Source organism: Streptomyces hyderabadensis (assembly GCF_020404845.1).
Classification (GTDB): Bacteria; Actinomycetota; Actinomycetes; order Streptomycetales; family Streptomycetaceae; genus Streptomyces; species Streptomyces hyderabadensis.
The window spans coordinates 206788-223799 of the sequence record NZ_JAIOJZ010000003.1 but is presented as its reverse complement, the minus strand read 5'-3'; the positions used below and the strand labels follow the sequence as shown (position 1 = coordinate 223799).

Annotated in this window: 15 protein-coding genes; 5 read left to right on the top strand and 10 right to left on the bottom strand. The window is 73.9% G+C overall.

Annotation, left to right across the window (positions count from 1 at the left end; all coding sequences use genetic code 11):
• Nucleotides 1–321 precede the first annotated feature (321 nt).
• Complete coding sequence (locus tag K7854_RS04595) at nt 322–1992, top strand: Stk1 family PASTA domain-containing Ser/Thr kinase (protein ID WP_226025042.1); 1671 nt, start codon at nt 322–324, stop codon at nt 1990–1992.
• 111 nt (nt 1993–2103) lie between these two features.
• Here K7854_RS04595 and K7854_RS04590 read toward each other — a convergent pair whose 3' ends face one another.
• The gene (locus K7854_RS04590) at nt 2104–2643 is read right to left on the bottom strand and encodes a bacterial proteasome activator family protein (RefSeq protein WP_087808334.1); all 540 of its coding nucleotides are present in this window, start codon (nt 2641–2643) and stop codon (nt 2104–2106) included.
• A gap of 159 nt (nt 2644–2802) precedes the next feature.
• Here K7854_RS04590 and K7854_RS04585 point away from each other — a divergent pair, with 159 nt between their 5' ends.
• Nucleotides 2803–3696 (top strand): hypothetical protein, encoded by an 894-nt coding sequence (locus K7854_RS04585; protein WP_226025041.1) that lies wholly within the window; start codon nt 2803–2805, stop codon nt 3694–3696.
• Nucleotides 3697–3747: 51 nt separating this feature from the next.
• On the opposite strand, the gene K7854_RS04580 is transcribed toward K7854_RS04585, so the two are convergent.
• The gene (locus tag K7854_RS04580; protein WP_226025040.1) at nt 3748–4728 is read right to left on the bottom strand and encodes an NAD(P)H-quinone oxidoreductase; all 981 of its coding nucleotides are present in this window, start codon (nt 4726–4728) and stop codon (nt 3748–3750) included.
• A 141-nt stretch (nt 4729–4869) separates the two neighbouring features.
• On the opposite strand from K7854_RS04580, the gene K7854_RS04575 reads away from it, so the two are divergent.
• Together K7854_RS04575 and K7854_RS04570 are read left to right on the top strand one after the other, a co-directional pair.
• Entirely contained in the window at nt 4870–5892 is a 1023-nt protein-coding gene (locus K7854_RS04575; RefSeq protein ID WP_226025039.1) for an ATP-binding cassette domain-containing protein, read from the top strand.
• Entirely contained in the window at nt 5889–6737 is an 849-nt protein-coding gene (locus K7854_RS04570) for an ABC transporter permease (RefSeq protein WP_226025038.1), read from the top strand. The genes K7854_RS04575 and K7854_RS04570 overlap by 4 nt, the downstream gene beginning before the upstream one ends.
• A 48-nt stretch (nt 6738–6785) precedes the next feature.
• Here the strand turns inward: K7854_RS04570 and K7854_RS04565 are convergent, their stop codons facing one another.
• From K7854_RS04565 to pdhA, 6 genes are all read right to left on the bottom strand, one after another.
• Complete coding sequence (locus K7854_RS04565; protein WP_226025037.1) at nt 6786–7883, bottom strand: potassium channel family protein; 1098 nt, start codon at nt 7881–7883, stop codon at nt 6786–6788.
• Nucleotides 7880–9283, bottom strand: coding sequence for a molybdopterin molybdotransferase MoeA (locus K7854_RS04560; protein WP_226025036.1), 1404 nt, complete (start codon nt 9281–9283; stop codon nt 7880–7882). Before K7854_RS04560 ends, K7854_RS04565 begins: the two co-directional genes overlap by 4 nt.
• On the bottom strand, nt 9283–10299 hold the full coding sequence (locus tag K7854_RS04555; RefSeq protein ID WP_226025035.1) for an NTP transferase domain-containing protein: 1017 nt from the start codon (nt 10297–10299) through the stop codon (nt 9283–9285). The genes K7854_RS04560 and K7854_RS04555 overlap by 1 nt, the downstream gene beginning before the upstream one ends.
• Before the next feature lie 103 nt (nt 10300–10402).
• Complete coding sequence (locus K7854_RS04550; RefSeq protein ID WP_226025034.1) at nt 10403–11890, bottom strand: dihydrolipoamide acetyltransferase family protein; 1488 nt, start codon at nt 11888–11890, stop codon at nt 10403–10405.
• Nucleotides 11890–12894, bottom strand: coding sequence for an alpha-ketoacid dehydrogenase subunit beta (locus K7854_RS04545; protein ID WP_226025033.1), 1005 nt, complete (start codon nt 12892–12894; stop codon nt 11890–11892). Before K7854_RS04545 ends, K7854_RS04550 begins: the two co-directional genes overlap by 1 nt.
• Nucleotides 12891–14051, bottom strand: coding sequence for a pyruvate dehydrogenase (acetyl-transferring) E1 component subunit alpha (gene pdhA, locus K7854_RS04540; protein ID WP_226025032.1), 1161 nt, complete (start codon nt 14049–14051; stop codon nt 12891–12893). The genes K7854_RS04545 and pdhA overlap by 4 nt, the downstream gene beginning before the upstream one ends.
• Before the next feature lie 192 nt (nt 14052–14243).
• On the opposite strand from pdhA, the gene K7854_RS04535 reads away from it, so the two are divergent.
• A complete protein-coding gene (locus K7854_RS04535; protein WP_121701438.1) occupies nt 14244–14747 on the top strand; it encodes an Lrp/AsnC family transcriptional regulator in 504 nt (167 codons plus the stop codon).
• A gap of 85 nt (nt 14748–14832) precedes the next feature.
• On the opposite strand, the gene K7854_RS04530 is transcribed toward K7854_RS04535, so the two are convergent.
• Both K7854_RS04530 and K7854_RS04525 read right to left on the bottom strand, forming a co-directional pair.
• Entirely contained in the window at nt 14833–15444 is a 612-nt protein-coding gene (locus K7854_RS04530) for a TetR/AcrR family transcriptional regulator (RefSeq protein WP_226025031.1), read from the bottom strand.
• Entirely contained in the window at nt 15441–16955 is a 1515-nt protein-coding gene (locus tag K7854_RS04525; protein ID WP_226025030.1) for a 3-hydroxyacyl-CoA dehydrogenase, read from the bottom strand. Before K7854_RS04525 ends, K7854_RS04530 begins: the two co-directional genes overlap by 4 nt.
• Nucleotides 16956–17012: the final 57 nt, after the last annotated feature.

The window sequence follows — 17012 nt, the reverse complement described above, 5'->3', positions numbered from 1 at the left end:
CGGTACGCGCGGTGTTGTTACGGTCTCCGTCGGCCACGCTACAGCCTTCGCGGGGGCCTCCGGTCCGAGATGGGCGCCGGGACCGGACATGAGACGGACCGGTCATGAAACCCTGGTTCCGTACTCTCGTGCAAATTCCGTGTACCGGCGGTACGCCGGCTGTAACGCTTCCGCGACGCTTCTTTCGCGTACGGTCACGGAACGGGCACCGCGCTTGACGTGTCAGTGCCCTGGGGCAGACTTGGCCGGGAATAGCACTTTCGATCACGAGCGCGCGTGCCGCTGCCACCGGCGCCCGCCGTCTATGGGGGACGCAGAGACATGAGCCAGGACGCCGCCGGACAGGGACGGTACGCGGGGCGGGCGCTCGCCGGCGGCCGTTACCAGCTGCGCGACTTGCTCGGCGAGGGCGGCATGGCCTCCGTGCACCTGGCGTACGACTCGGTGCTCGACCGGCAGGTCGCGATCAAGACGCTGCACACCGAGCTGGGGCGCGAGCAGGCCTTCCGCGAGCGCTTCCGCCGCGAGGCCCAGGCCGTGGCCAAGCTCACGCACACCAACATCGTCTCGGTCTTCGACACCGGCGAGGACGATCTGGACGGCATGACGACGCCGTACATCGTCATGGAGTACGTCGAGGGCCGGCCGCTGGGCTCCGTGCTCGACGAGGACGTGCGGCAGCAGGGCGCGATGCCCGCCGACAAGGCGCTGAAGATCACCGCGGACGTGCTGGCGGCGCTGGAGATCAGCCACGAGATGGGCCTGGTCCACCGCGACATCAAGCCGGGCAACGTGATGATGACCAAGCGCGGCGTGGTCAAGGTGATGGACTTCGGCATCGCCCGCGCCATGCAGTCCGGCGTGACCTCGATGACGCAGACCGGCATGGTCGTCGGCACCCCGCAGTACCTCTCGCCGGAGCAGGCCCTCGGCCGCGGCGTCGATGCCCGTTCCGACCTGTACTCGGTCGGCATCATGCTGTTCCAACTGGTGACCGGGCGCCTGCCGTTCGACGCCGACTCGCCGCTCGCGATCGCGTACGCGCACGTGCAGGAGGAGCCGGTCGCCCCGTCCTCCGTGAACCGCGCGCTGCCCCCGGCGGTGGACGCGCTGGTCGCCCGCGCGCTGAAGAAGAACCCCAACGAACGCTTCCCCAGCGCCGAGGCCATGCGTGACGAGTGCCTGCGGGTGGCGGCCTCCTTCCAGGCGGCACCGCCCAGCATCGTGCCCGGCGCCCAGACGTCGAACGGCGCGGGCGTCGGCTCCGCGGTCTTCCCGCCGGTCGACCAGAGCGCCCCGGCGCCCACGGGCCCGGTCCAGACGCCGTACCAGCCGACGCCGCCCCCCGGCCCGAACCCGTACGGCACCCCGGCCCCGGCGGCGCACTCGCCGGCGTACGGCTACCCGCAGCAGGGCGGCGGCTACCAGACGCCGGCTCCGTCGCCGTACGGGCAGCAGCAGGGCGGCGCGGCGACGCCGCCGCCCTACAACCTGACGCCCCCGGCCCAGGGCTCCGGCTCCTCGGGCGGCGGCCGGAACAACAAGCCGGTGATCATCGGCTCGGTCGTGGTCGCCGTCGTGGCCGTCGGCGCCCTGGTCGCCGCGCTGCTGATGAACGGCGGCGGGGACGAGGACCCGGAGGCCGGCGGGGGCGGCACGGCGAGCGTGTCCGCGTCGCCGTCGAAGGCGGCGGGCTACCGCGGGCCGGACAAGACGAAGACGATCGAGAAGGACGAGTGCACCGAGCCGGAGGAGTCGTACAACGACCCCGACAAGATCAAGGTGCCGGACTTCACGTTCAAGTACATCGGCTCGGTCAAGGAGTGCTTCAACGCCGCGGGCTGGCGGATGAAGGTCGTCGAGGTCGACGAGAACACCTACGGCGAGGGCTCGGTCCGGGACCAGTTCCCCACCGCCGGCACGGACGTCGACCCGGAGAACATGCCGGAGATCCAGCTCAAGGTCTCCACGGGCAACCCGCCGACCGAGTGAGCCGTGACGGCGTGACCGGCGGCTGACACCGCCGACTGTCGCCGAAGGGCCCGGCAGCGTGTGCTGCCGGGCCCTTCGTCATGTCGGTGGACGCCGTGCGTGCCTACGGGGCTACAGGTAGGGGCCGCCGGAACGGCCGCCCGGGTGCGGGGGCTCCTCGCCCTCCGGGACGGTGCCCGGCGGAAGCGCGCGGCGCATCTGCTCCAGCTGGGCCCGCGCGGCCATCTGCTGGGCGAACAGCGTGGTCTGGATGCCGTGGAAGAGGCCCTCCAGCCAGCCGACCAGCTGCGCCTGCGCGATCCGCAGTTCGGCGTCGGTCGGGGTGCCGTCGTCCGTGAAGGGCAGCGAGAGCCGCTCCAGCTCCTCCACCAGCTCCGGGGCCAGACCGTCCTCCAGCTCCTTGACCGAGCTGGCGTGGATCTCCTTGAGCCGGACCCGGCTCGCCTCGTCCAGCGGCGCGACCCGCACCTCTTCGAGCAGCTGCTTGATCATGCTGCCGATCCGCATGACCTTGGCGGGCTGCTCCACCTGCTCGGTCACCGGAATCTCGCGGGAGTCGTCGTCCCCGCCGCCGCTGAGCGCCATTCCGTCCTGGCCGACGACCAGGATCTGGGGGTTCTCCGGCGACCTGTCGTTCCTCGGCATCTCCATGCCGCCATTGTCGCGCACCCGGGGACCCCGGCCGGGTGGTGCCCCGGGCAAACCGCCGCGACGCGTTCGGCGGCGCCCGGAATGCCGGGGTCGACGACCGGTGTGAGGCTTGTTCCGTCGATTTCCACGACCGCTCACCACCGGGAGGGGGTCACGAACGTGACTCCATGGCTGCGCACCCTGCGGGCGACGGGGCTGGCGGGTGCCCTGGCGGCCGGCGCGGTGATCACACCGTACGGGGCGGCCCCGGCCCACGGCGCCGTGTCACCGACGGCACGGTTCACGGCGGCGAGCACGCCCGTCACGACGCCTGCGGCGGCTCTCGCAGGGAAGACGGCGTCCTTCACGATCCAGCCGGCACCCGGCGCGGCACCCGCGGCACCGCACGCGGGGAAGGGCGCGCCCGGCGCCGTCTCGGCGGTGTCGCCGCCGGGGCCCTCCGGGCCGGGGGCGGACGCCGTGCCGGACGGCTCCGGCACGCCCGACGGGCGGGGCGGGCACGAACGTCCCCGGCGCCCCGAAGGCCGGGACCGCACGGAGCGACCGGACACCGGACCCGCCTCCCGGCCGTCCGAAGACGCCGAGGACGCCGAGAACTCCGGCCCCTCCGACGGCGCGGGGCGCCGGTCGCCCGGGGCCTCCGCCTCGCCCTCCCCCGCTTCGCCGTCGGTGTCCGGCACCACGGCCGACCCCGGGTCCTCCCGGGACGGGACCGTCCCGGGCGAGGGCAGGCAGCGGCCCGGCCGCGCCGAGGAACGTGACGCGGAGCGGGACGGCAGGGACGGGAACGGGAACGGCGGCCGGTACCGGGACGACGGCGACGGGGACGGCGTCTTCTCCGAGGACCCGGGCACCGTCCTGCCGCCCGGGGCCACCGAGGCCGCCGGGGTGCCCTCGGCCCCCGCCCCGTCCCGGTCCCCGGCGCAGAGCGGCACGCCCACCCGGGCGGCCGCCGAGCCCGTACTGCGGGTCCTCCCGCTGGGCAGCGGGCTGGTGCTCATCGGCCTCGGCCTGGCCCTGGGCCTCGTGGGGCTGCGCCTGCGCCGGGGGTAACACCCAACCGCCCCCGCGCCCGCGCCCGGGCCCGCGCCGACCGTGCGCCGGCTACGGGGCGACCAGCAGCACCTTGCCGATGTGCCCGCTCTCCTCCACCACCCGGTGGCCCTCGGCGGCCTCGCTCATCGGCATCTCGCGGTCGACGACCGGACGGACGTGTCCCCCGGTGAACAGCGGCCAGACGTGCTCCCGCACGGCCGCCACGATGGCCGCCTTCTCCTCCAGGGGCCGGGCCCGCAGCGAGGTGGCGCTGACGGCGGCGCGCTTGGCGAGGAGCGTGCCGATGTTCAGCTCGCCCTTGCGGCCGCCCTGCATGCCGATGATCGCGAGCCGGCCGTTCACGGCGAGGGCCTGGACGTTGCGGTCCAGGTACTTCGCGCCCATGTTGTCGAGGATGACGTCCGCGCCCGCTCCGCCCGTGGCGTCCTTCACCTCGGCGACGAAGTCCTGCTCCCGGTAGTTGATCAGGACGTCCGCGCCCAGCTCGGCGCAGCGCTCCAGCTTCTCCTTGCTGCCCGCCGTCACCGCGACCTTCGCGCCGACTGCCTTGGCGAGCTGGATCGCCATGGTGCCGATGCCGCTGGAGCCGCCGTGCACCAGCAGCGTCTCGCCGGGGCGCAGATGGGCGACCATGAAGACGTTCGACCAGACGGTGCACACCACCTCGGGCAGTGCCGCCGCCGACGTCAGGCCGACACCCTGCGGCACCGGCAGCAGCTGTCCGGCCGGGACGACGACCTTCTCGGCGTAGCCGCCGCCCGCGAGCAGCGCGCACACCTCGTCGCCGACGGCCCAGCCGGAGACGCCGGAGCCGAGGGCGGCCACACGTCCGGAGCACTCCAGGCCCGGGTAGGGGGAGGCCCCGGGCGGGGGGTCGTAGAAGCCCTGGCGCTGCATGATGTCGGCGCGGTTGACGGCGCTGGCCGCCACCTCGACCAGGACCTCGCCCTCGCCGGGCTGCGGGTCGGGGACCTCGGTCCAGACCAGCGCCTCGGGGCCTCCGGGTTCGGGAATCGTGATCGCATGCATGGGGGCGACGCTACTCCTGTGGCCCCCGGTCCTCGCCCGCTGGAAAATCCCCGTGCGTCGGCGATGAGTTTGCGCGACGGTAAAGGTCTTCCCATGCGTAGCCCAAGAACGCGTAGGCCAAGACGCGGAAGGACCCCCAGCATGAGCACGCACACCTCCGGACTCGCCATCGAGACCTCGGGGCTGGTGAAGACGTTCGGTGAGACCCGGGCCGTGGACGGGGTGGACCTCGCGGTGCCCGCCGGCACGGTCTACGGCGTTCTCGGCCCGAACGGCGCCGGCAAGACCACCACGGTGAAGATGCTCGCAACCCTCCTGCGGCCGGACGACGGCCACGCCCGTGTCTTCGGTCACGACGTGGTGCACGAGGCGGACGAGGTGCGCGGCCGGGTGAGCCTGACCGGGCAGTACGCGTCCGTGGACGAGGACCTCACCGGCACCGAGAACCTGGTGCTGCTGGGCCGGCTCCTCGGGCACGGCAAGGCGGCCGCGCGGGAGCGCGGCGACCAGCTGCTGGCGGCCTTCGGGCTGACGGACGCCGCGGGCAAGCAGGTCAAGCACTACTCGGGCGGCATGCGGCGGCGCATCGACATCGCCGCCTCCATCCTCAACACCCCCGACCTGCTCTTCCTCGACGAGCCCACCACCGGCCTCGACCCGCGCAGCCGCAACCAGGTGTGGGACATCGTGCGCGCGGTCGTCGCCCAGGGCACGACGGTGCTGCTGACCACGCAGTACCTGGACGAGGCCGACCAGCTCGCGTCCCGGATCGCCGTCATCGACAAGGGGCGGGTAATCGCCGAGGGCACCAAGGGCGAGCTGAAGGCCTCCGTCGGCGCCGGCTCGGTCCATCTGCGGCTGCGGGACGCCGAGGAGCGGCCCGAGGCCGAGCGGGTCCTGCGGAACCTGCTGGTGGCCGAGGTGCAGCGGGAGCCCGACCCGGTGGCGCTGACCGCGCGCCTCGGGGCGGCGGCCAGTGACACCGCGGCCGACCAGGCCGCCAAGGCGCTCGGTGAGCTGGCCCGGGCCGGCATCACCGTCGACAGCTTCTCCCTGGGACAGCCCAGCCTCGACGAGGTCTTCCTGGCGCTGACCGGGCACGACACCGGCCAGAGCACCGACGGCGACTCCGGCACCGACACGAAGGGCGAGGTGGCGGCATGAGCACGGCCACGAGCACGGAGAACAAGGATCTCTCCCCGGTCAGCACCGAGTCACTGGCGGCCCTGCTGGTCACCCGGGAGCGGCCGCCGCGGCCCAGCGCCTGGTCCACGTCCCTGACCTTCGGCTGGCGCGCGATCCTCAAGATCAAGCACGTGCCGGAGCAGCTCTTCGACGTCACCGCCTTCCCGATCATGAACCTGCTGATGTTCACGTACCTCTTCGGCGGTGCGCTGGCGGGTTCGCCCGGTGACTACATCCAGTTCGTGCTGCCGGGCATCCTCGTGATGTCGGTCGTGATGATCACGATGTACACCGGGGTCTCGGTGAACATCGACATCGAGAAGGGCGTCTTCGACCGCATCCGCTCGCTGCCGATCTGGCGGCCCTCGGCGATGGTCGGCTATCTCCTGGGCGACGCGCTGCGCTACACGATCGCGTCGGTCGTCATGCTCGCCGTCGGCCTGCTGCTCGGCTACCGGCCCGACGGCGGGTTCGTCGGTGTGGTCGCCGGGATCGCGCTGCTGCTGCTCTTCTCGTTCGCCTTCTCGTGGATCTGGACGATGTTCGGGCTGATGCTGCGTACCGAGAAGTCGGTGATGAGCGTCAGCATGATGGTGATCTTCCCGCTCACCTTCCTGTCCAACGTCTTCGTCGACCCGAAGACCATGCCGGGCTGGCTGCAGGCCTTCGTCAACAACAGCCCGATCACCCACGTGGCGTCCGCGGTGCGCGGACTGATGGCGGGCGACTGGCCGGGCGTCGAGATCGCCTGGACGCTGGGCTGGGCGGGCCTGTTCCTGCTGGTGTTCGGCCCGGTCACGATGCGGCTCTACAACCGCAAGTAGCAGGGCGGGAAAAGCGGCTCAGTCGCGGGGGACTCGGCCGTGGCGGGCTCAGTCGCGGGGGAGCGGGCGGGCGTCGGGGGTCACATGGGTGGCCGGCGTCGCCCGTACGATCGTGATCAGGCGGTCGGTCAGCTCCAGCCCGCCGACGGCCGGGTCGTCGTAGCCCAGGACCCGGTGCCCGCGCAGCACGCTCACCACCAGGTCGTCCATCTCTCGTGGGTTCTTGCCCACCTCGGACTTTATGACGGGCCGTTCGATGAGGTCGAGTCCGCTGCCCTGACTGATCAGGTCCTCCATGACCATGCCGGCGGCGGGGCTGAGCACGGAGAGCCCGAGCAACCGGCCGGCGGCGCTGGCGCTGGTGATCACGGCGTCGGCGCCGGACTGCTTCAGCAGCGGCGCGTTCTCCTCCTCGCGGACCGCGACCACGATCTTCGCCCCGCGGTTGAGCTGCCGGGCGGTCAGGGTGACCAGCACGGCCGTGTCGTCGCGCTGGGTGGCGATGATGATCTGCTTCGCCCGGTAGGCCTCGGCCCGGTTGAGCACGTCGCTGCGGGTGGCGTCGCCGACCACGCCCGCGTAACCGTGGGCCGTCGCGGCCTCGATGGCCTTTCCGCTGGGGTCGACCACCACCACCTGGTCCTTGCGCAGCCCGGTCGCGCAGACGGTCTGGATCGCCGACCGCCCCTTGGTTCCGAAGCCGACGACGACGGTGTGATCGCGCAAGGCGGACCTCCAGCGGTTCAGGCGCCACTCCTCCCGAGTGCGCTCGGTGAGGGCTTCCAGCGTGGTGCCGACCAGGATGATCAGGAAGAGCACGCGCAGCGGCGTGATGACGAAGATGTTGGTCAGCCGGGCGGCGTCGCTGACGGGCGTGATGTCGCCGTATCCGGTGGTGGAGAGGGTGACGGTGGCGTAGTAGAAGGAGTCGAGGAGGTCGACGGAGCCGTCGGAGTTGTCGGTGTAGCCGTCGTGGTCCGCGTACACGATGACGGCCGTCACCACGAGGACCACCAGGGCGATGGACAACCGCTTGGCGACCTGGCGGAACGGGTGCTCCACCAGTTTCCTGGGGAGTTTCACCTTGTGGGTCACGAAGTGCTCGTCCGCCTGCCGCGCGATCGCGTCCTGGCCCGGAAGTTTCACGTGAAACACACCCCGATTCCGCCGGTCGCCCAGGGCAGGTCCAGCAGCTCTGCCTCCTGTCCCGGCCGCGCACCGCCCGGAGGCACGACGGCCAGCGCATCGGCGGCGGCGATGCCGCGCAGCATCGCCGGGCCGTTGTAGTGCAGCGGCACGGCCCCCTCCTCGCGCAGCACGACCGGCACGAGCCGGGTGTCGTACGGGTGCCCGTGCACCGCGTCCCGCAGCGGCAGCGTGTACGGCTCGGGCGCCGGGCGGGCGGCGAGGGTGCGCAGCAGCGGCTCGGCGAGGGTGAGCAGGCCGGAGACGGCGGCGAGGGGGTTGCCGGGCAGCCCGACGAGGTGCTGGTCGTCCTTGAGGCGGGCCAGCAGCATGGGGTGGCCGGGGCGTGCCTTGACGCCGTCCACGAGGAGTTCGGCGCCGATGCGGCGCAGGGTCGGGTGGACGTGGTCGACGGGGCCCGCGGCGGTGCCGCCGGTCGTGACGATCAGGTCGGCGTCGGAGGTCGTGACGGCGCGGTGCAGCGCCTTGGCGTCGTCGCCGATCCGGCGTACGGCGCGGACCTCGGCGCCCAGCGCGCGCAGCCAGGGCGGCAGCATCGGGCCGAGCGCGTCCCGGATGAGGCCGTCGTGCGGGAGGCCCTCGGTGAGCAGTTCGTCGCCGAGGACGAGGACGTCGACGCGGGGGCGGGGGACCGCGGTGAGCGTGTCGTACCCGGCGGCGGCGGCGAGGCCGAGGACCGCCGGGGTCGCGAGGGTGCCGACGGGCAGCAACTGGTCGCCGCTGCGGCACTCCTGACCGCGCGGGCGGATGTCCTGGCCGTGGACGACCTCGCGGGTGGGATGCAGGCGCCCGCGTTCGTCGGTGCGGCCGTGCTCGGTGCGCAGCACGGCGGTGGCCTCCGGGGGGATCCGCGCGCCGGTGGCGATGCGGACGGCCTCGCCGTCGCCGAGGGGCGCGGGTTCCGCGTGTCCGGCCAGGACGCCCTCGTCGCGCACCGTCCAGGGGCCCGGACCGGCGAGGGCCCAGCCGTCCATCGCGGAACTGTCGAAGGAGGGCAGGTCGGTGAGGGCGGCCAGGGGCGCGGCCAGGGTGAGTCCCAGGGCCGCGTCGAGGGGCACCGCGACCGGGGTGCGGCGGGCGGCACGGGCCGCGGCGCGGGCGGCGCGCTCGGCGGTCGTCCGGGCCTCGGGCCAGGGGGTCGCGCGGTGGTGGGAGTCCGCCGGGTGGTGCGGCGCGGGCGAGCCGTCTCCGCCGCGGGCGCGGGAGGAGGCGGAGTGGGCGGAACCGGGATGGCCGGAACCGGAACGGGCGGGGCCGGGGTTCTCCTTCACGAGGGCGAGCGCCTCCTCGACGTCGAGGTCCTCGGCCTCCGCGTCGGCCCGCGTGCCGGGGGTGGTCATCACGCGTCCGGGCGGGTGTCGGGGGTGGCGTCGGGAGCCACGTCGGGCTTGCCCCTCCCGGGGGCGGCCCCGGCGTCGGCGGCCCCGGCGTCGGCGGCCTCCTCGGCCCAGCGCAGGGCGAGGTCCGCGGCCTTGCGGGCGGCCTCGGCGACGGCCTCGGGGCCTCCCTGGGCCCGTCCGGCCGCGTAGCCGACGAGGAAGGTGGTCAGCGGGGCGGCCGGCCTGGCCACCCCGTGGGCGGCGTCACGCGCGAGATCGAGCAGGACCTTGGTGTCGACGTCCAGGTCGATGCCCAACTCGTCCTTCGCTGCGGAAATCCATTCATCCAACACGTGACCATGCTCCCTGATGCGTGCCCTTGCGGTGGCGAGGTCGTCCCAGGTGTCGCAGTCGAAGGAGGCGACGGCGTCCGGGACGCGAGTGAGGCGCAGAGCGCCGGTCAGGCGGCGCAGCGGCAGCCCGGCGAGGTCCGGCCGCCCGTCCGGCGCTGCCCGGTCGCGGGCGAGCGCGGCCAGCTCGCGGCGCAGCGCGGGCGCCCGGTAGGCGGCGACGAGGGGCTGGTCGCGGCCGTCGGCGTCGGTGAGCAGCGCCCCGTCGGCGTCGCTCGCGGCGAGGGCCGACAGCAGCCGCCCGACGGTCGGCCCGGCGAGGAACGGCAGGTCGGCGGAGACCACCACGACGTGCTCCGCTGCGGTGTGCCGCAGTCCGGCGGCGAGGGCGGCGAGCGGTCCACCGCCGGGCGGGTCCTCGCGCGCCCAGGTCACCGGGCGGGCCGTGGGCCGGGGCTCGGCGACGACGACGGTGGTCGCGGCTCCGGCGCAGGCGGCGAGCACCCGGTCGAGGAGCGCGCGTCCGCCCACCCGCAGACCGGGCTTGTCCACGCCCCCGAGCCGCCGGGCGGCCCCGCCCGCGAGCACGACGGCGTCGTACCCGGCGCCGCCGGGTCCCGTCGGCCCGGGGCCCGGCGCGGGTTCGGTGCCGGCGCCTGGGTCGCCGGGGGGCTCGTACGCGGTCACCCCCCGAGTATGGGGCCCTGGGCGATCACAGGGAACGCGCGGGAGCCCGCGCGATCGAAGGGTGTGCGGACACACCGTCACCTTGCGGGCGTCAGCGCCCCGGTCACAGGGTCCGCAGCAGCACCGCCGGCTGTTCCACGCAGTCCGCCACGTACCGCAGGAAGCCGCCCGCCGTGCCGCCGTCGCACACCCGGTGGTCGAAGGTGAGCGAGAGCTGCACCACCTGGCGCACCGCCAGCTCGCCCTCGTGCACCCAGGGCTTGGGGACGATGCGGCCGACGCCGAGCATGGCCGCCTCCGGGTGGTTGATGATCGGCGTGGAGCCGTCGACGCCGAACACGCCGTAGTTGTTCAGCGTGAAGGTGCCGCCGGTCAGGTCGCCCGGTGTCAGCTGCCCCGCGCGGGCCGCCTCGGTCAGCCGGGCGAACTCCGCGGTGAGCCCCTCGGCGTCCCGCGCGTGCGCGTCCCGGACGACCGGCACGACCAGCCCCCGGTCCGTCTGCGCGGCGAAGCCGAGGTGGACCTGTTCGAGCCGGACGATCTCCCGGGCCTCCGTGTCCACCGTCGAGTTCAGCTCCGGGAAACGGGCCAGGGCGGCCGTGCAGATCCGGGCCAGCAGGGCGACCAGGGAGATCCTGGGCCCGCCGGAGGCGTTCATCGCGGTGCGCGCCCGCATCAGCTCGGTCGCGTCGGCGTCCACCCAGCAGGTCGCGTCCGGGATCTCGCGCCGACTGCGGGAGAGCTTGTCGGCGACGGCGCCGCGCACGCCCTTGAGGGGCACGCGGACGCCGTCGGAGCGCGAAACGGCGGAGGAAGCGGAGGAGGACGTCGCGGAAGAGGGCGTCGCGGAAGAGGCCGGGGCGGAGGCGGCGGGTGCGGTGTCAGGCACCCGGCTCGTCACGGCCCCCTGGTCCGCCGCACGGCCGCCGTGCGCGGCGGCGGCACGCAGCGCGTACTCCACGTCCGCCCGCAGGATCAGCCCGTCCGGCCCCGAGCCGGTCAGCTCGCGCAGGTCCAGGTCGTTCTGCCGGGCCAGCCTGCGCACCAGCGGGGAGATGACGGGAACCGGTCCGTCCACCGGCTCCGCGGCCCGGACCGGGCTGTGCACCGGCGGCTCCGCGGCCCGGACCGGACCGTCGGCCGGCGCGGCGCCGGGGACCCGGCCGTTCGCCCGCCCGGAGACGCCGGTGGCCACCGGACGGTCGGGCCGCACCCGGCGCCGCCGCGCGGGCGGCTCGGAGGTGCCGTAGCCGACCAGGACGTTGCCGGAGCCCTCCGTCTTCCGCTCCCCGGCGGGTGCCTCGGCGACCGGTGCCGCGTCGCCCGCGCCCTCGCCCACCGCCACGGTCACCAGCGGCGCCCCGACGGGCAGCTCCGTGCCCTCCTCGCCGAAGCGGGCGGTGACCACACCGGCGTAGGGACAGGGCACCTCGACCATCGCCTTGGCCGTCTCGACCTCGACGACCGGCTGGTCCACGGCGACCACGTCGCCGACCTCGACCAGCCAGCGCACGATCTCGGCCTCGGTGAGCCCCTCACCGAGGTCGGGCAGCCTGAACTCCAGGGCGCCCCCGTCAGAAGCGTGTGCCATCAGCTCTCGGCCTCCCACTGCAGGCGCCCCACGACGTCCAGGATCCGGTCCACACCAGGCAGGTGGTGACGCTCCAGCATCGGCGGAGGATACGGGATGTCGAACCCGGCCACACGCAGCACCGGCGCCTCCAGGTGGTGGAAGCAGCGCTCCGTGACCCGGGCCGCGATCTCCCCGCCCGGGCCCCCGAAGGAACCCGACTCGTGGACGACGACCGCGCGTCCCGTCCGCCGCACCGAAGCGCACACCGTCTCGTCGTCGAACGGCACCAGGGAGCGCAGATCGACGACTTCGAGGTCCCAGCCCTCGGCCCGGGCCGCCTCGGCCGCCTCCATGCAGACGGCCAGCGACGGTCCGTACGTGATGAGTGTGGCGCTCCGGCCGGAACGCCGCACCACCGCGCGGCCCACCGGTTCAACGGACGCCGGTTCCTCCGGGTTCCACGTGTCCTTCGACCAGTACAGCCGTTTCGGTTCGAGGAAGACCACCGGGTCGTCGGAGGCGATGGACGCGCGCAGCAGCCCGTAGGCGTCGGCGACCGTCGCGGGCGTGACGACATGGAGCCCCGGAGTCGCCATGTAGTACGCCTCGGACGAGTCGCTGTGGTGCTCGACGCCGCCGATGCCGCCGCCGTAGGGGATCCGGATGGTCAGCGGGAGGGGCATCTTTCCGCGGGTGCGGTTGCGCATCTTGGTGACGTGGCTGACGACCTGCTCGAACGCCGGGTAGGCGAAGGCGTCGAACTGCATCTCGACGACCGGGCGCAGCCCGTACATCGCCATGCCGACGGCGGTGCCGAGGATGCCGGCCTCGGCGAGCGGGGTGTCCGTGCAGCGATCCTCGCCGAACTCCGCGGCAAGCCCGTCGGTGACCCGGAAGACACCGCCGAGGGTGCCCACGTCCTCGCCGAGGACGTGCACGCCCGGGTCGGCGGCCATGGCGTCGCGCAGCGCGCGCGTGAGGGCCTGCGCCATGGTGGCCGGCTTGGCGGCGACGGTGGTCATCGGTGTCCCCCCTGTGGTGCGGACGCGGCATCCGCCTCGGCCTCGGCCGCCAGCTCCGCGCGGAGCTGGTCCCGCTGCTCGCGCAGTTGCGGTGTGGGCTCCGCGTAGACGTGGGCGAACAGGTCCAGCGGGTCCAGCGCCGGGTCCTGGTTCATGCGGGCGCGCAGGTCGGCGGCCATGGCCTCGGCGTCCTCGCGGGCGGCACGGATGCCGTCCTCGTCGAGCAGGCCGCGCTCGGTCAGCTCCCGCTCCAGCAGCTCGACCGGGTCGTGCCGGCGCCAGGTCTCCACCTCGGCGTCGCCCCGGTAGCGCGTGGCGTCGTCGGCGTTGGTGTGCGCCTCGACGCGGTACGTCACCGCCTCCACCAGCGTGGGGCCGCCGCCCGCGCGCGCGTGCCGCACTGCCTCGGACAGCACCTCGTGCACCGCGGCGGCGTCGTTGCCGTCGACCAGGCGGCCGGGCATCCCGTAGCCGACGGCCTTGTGGGCCAGCGACGGGGCGGCGGTCTGCTTGTCGAGCGGGACGGAGATCGCGAAGCCGTTGTTCTGCACGAGGAAGACGACCGGGGCGCGCCAGACGGCGGCGAAGTTCAGCGCCTCGTGGAAGTCGCCCTCGCTGGTGCCGCCGTCGCCGACCATGGCCAGCGCGACAACGTCGTCGCCCTTGAGGCGGGCGGCGTGGGCGAGGCCCACGGCGTGCGGCAGCTGGGTGGCCAGCGGCGTCGACAGCGGGGCGACCCGGTGCTCGTAGGGGTCGTAGCCGGTGTGCCAGTCGCCGCGCAGCAGGGTGAGGGCCTCGACGGGGTCGACGCCGCGCGAGACGACCGCGAGGGTGTCGCGGTAGCTGGGGAAGAGCCAGTCGCGCTCCTCCAGGACCAGCGCGGCGGCGATCTCGCACGCCTCCTGGCCGGTGCTGGAGGGGTAGACGGCCAGCCGGCCCTGCTTGGTCAGCGCCGTGGCCTGCGCGTTGTACCGCCGGCCGCGCACCAGCCGGGCGTACAGCGTGCGCAGCAGCTCGGTGTCGGCGCGGTCCGCGGCCTTGGTGCCGAGGACCCGGTGGGGCTCGGTGTCGGGCAGCAGCGGCGCGGGGTCGGTTCGGGGCTGCCAGGCGGGCGGCGGTGTGGGCCGGTACGCGCCCCGCTGCTCCATGACCGTCATGACGGCACCTCCTCCTCGTGGGAGCGGCTTCGGGCTCGCCACGGGTGTGACGGGCCTCACCTACCGATTGTTCGGTCGTCGGCACATTTTGGCTACATGCGGCCCCAGGCTGTGGACAAACGGTTCTCCACAGCCTGAGATGGACGCAGTACGTCCATCAGGGGAAGGCGGGGGCACGTGGCAGCTGAACAAATGGCCGATCGCCCCGGGGAGGGCGGCGGCACGGACGAGGCCGGCGCCCCGCCGCCCCCGCGCCCGCTGGACGCCATCGACCAGGACATCCTGCGCATGCTCCAGGCGGACGGCCGGGCCTCGATACGGTCGGTCGCGGAGCGGGTGCACGTCTCGCGCGCGAACGCCTACGCGCGCATCAACCGGCTCGTCGAGGACGGTGTCATCCGCGGTTTCGGCGCCCGCGTCGACCACGAGCGGGCCGGGCACGGCACCTCGGCCTACATCACCCTGAAGATCGTCCAGAACTCCTGGCGGACGGTCCGCGCCCAGCTGCGCCAGCTGCCCGGGGCCTCGCACATCGCCCTGGTGGGCGGCGACTTCGACGTCCTGCTGCTGGTGCACACCCCGGACAACCGGGCGCTGCGCGAGCTGGTGCTCAGCCGCCTCCAGGCCATCCCGGAAGTGCTCAGCACCCGCACCCTGCTGGTCTTCGAGACCGAGGACCTGGAACCGCAGAGCTGACCTGCGGGGCCGGGCCCGGTACCGCCCGGACCGGCCGCCTGCGCCCCGGGCCGGCCCCCTGCCGCCCGGACCGGCCCCCTGCCGCTCAGGACGCCTTGCGCAGCCCCCCGAACACCAGCCGGACCACCGCGTCGACCACCTCGCGCTCGCCGGTGCCGCCCGCGCCGCCCCGGCCGTCGGGCCCCTCGGGCCGGTACCACTCGACGATCGAGTTGATCATGCCGAAGACGAGGCGGGTGGCGAGCCGCACCTCCACGTCGGCGCGCACGTCCCCCTCGGCCGCCGCGTCCTTCAGCAGGGCGGCGACCCGGTGGTCGAACTCGCGCCGCCGCTCCAGCGCCCACCGCTCGGTGCCGGTGTTGCCGCGCACCCGCAGCAGCAGCGTCACGTAGGGCAGCTCGGCCATGAGCACCTCGACCATGCGCCGCACGACGTACTCCAGCCGCTCGGCGGCGGTGCCCACGCGCGCGTGCTCCTCGTCGAGGATCCCGAACAGCTCGTCCAGGGCCCGGCTCACGGCCCGGCGCAGCAGCTCCTCCTTGCCCGTGACGTGGTGGTATATCGACGATTTGGAGATCCCCGCCGCCTTGGACAGGTGCTCCATGGAGGTGCCGTCGTAGCCGCGCTCGATGAAGACCTGCACGGCGACGGACAGCAGCGTCTCGGGCGTGTACGTGTCGCGCTTGGCGGTGGTCATGAGTCGGTGTCCTCCCGGGCCTCGGCGGCGGCGGCGTGGCGGTGGAGCGCGAGGGACGGCGCGCAGCGCCCGGACGGTTCCCACGCGTGGACGTGGGACAGCAGGTCGCGGGCCCAGGTGTCACCGAGCCGACGGCTCCACTCGAAGGGGCCGAGGGGGTAGTTCACACCGAGCCGCATCGCCGTGTCGACGTCCTCCGGGGTGGCCACGCCCTTGGCCACGGCATCGAACGCCAGGTCGATGATCCGGGCGACGGTCCGGGCCACGATCACGCCGGGGACGTCGCCGACGACGCTGACCTTCTTGCCGAGCGCCTGGAACAGCCCGGTGGCCTGGGACAGGAGGCCCGGCCGGACGCCTCGGGACGCGGACAGGGCGATCCGGCCGGCCGCGCGGTAGTCGAGGGCGAGGTCGAAGTGGACGAGGTCCCTCGACACGGGCAGCTCACCGTCGGTGAGGCAGAGCGTGCCGCCGTCGGGCAGGACGAGCCGTCCCGCGCCGTACCCGTCCTGCGAACGCACCTCGACGCCCGCCTCCCGGATCAGCCCGGCCAGTTCGGCCGCCGGTCCCAGGTGCCCCTCGACGACGACGTACGCGGGCGGGTCGGCCGGTTCGGCGGTGTGCGGCTCGGGACGCTCGGCGCCGTCGCGGTAGTCGTACCAGCCCTGTCCGCTCTTGCGGCCTAGCCGGCCGGACTCGACCAGGCGGCGCTGGGCCAGGGACGGGGTGAAGCGCACGTCCTGGAAGAACGACTGCCACACGGACCGCGTGACGGACTCGTTGACGTCCTGGCCGATCAGGTCGGTCAGCTCGAAGGCGCCCATCCGGAAACCGCCCGACTCGCGCAGCACGGCGTCGACGGTGGCCGGGTCCGCGCCCCGGGCCTCGTGGACGGCGAGAGCCTCGGCGTAGAAGGGCCGGGCGACGCGGTTGACGACGAAACCGGGGGTGTCGGCGCAGGCCACCGGGGTCTTGCCCCAGGCACGGGCGGTCTCGTGCGCGCGCGTGGCCGACGCGGGGTCGGTGGCGAACCCGGAGACCACCTCCACCAGCGGGAGCAGCGGCGCCGGATTGAAGAAGTGCAGGCCGACGAAGCGGCCGGGCACACGCAGCGCGCCCCCGACGGCGGTGACGGACAGGGAGGAGGTGTTGGTGGCGAGCAGGCAGTCGTCGCCGACGACGTCCTCCAGCGCGCGGAACAGCTCCTGCTTGACGTCGAGACGCTCCACGACGGCCTCCACGACGAGCATGCAGCCGGCGAGCCCGTCGAGGGTCTCGGCGGGCGTGAGCCGGGCCCGGGCGGCGTCCCGTTCGGCGCCGGTGAGGCGGCCCTTCTCGACGAGCCGGTCGAGCCGGGCCCCGATCGCGCCGGCCACTTCCCCGGCCCGGCCCGGGACGGCGTCGTACAGCCGCACGGGATGGCCCGCGACCAGCGCCACCTGGGCGATGCCCTGGCCCATGGTGCCGGTGCCGACGACGGCCACGGGGCTGCTGAGGTCGAGTGCTGTCATGTGCGCGATCCTCCCGCACGGGGTTTTCCACAGATGCGGCGGTCCCCCTTGTCCCGA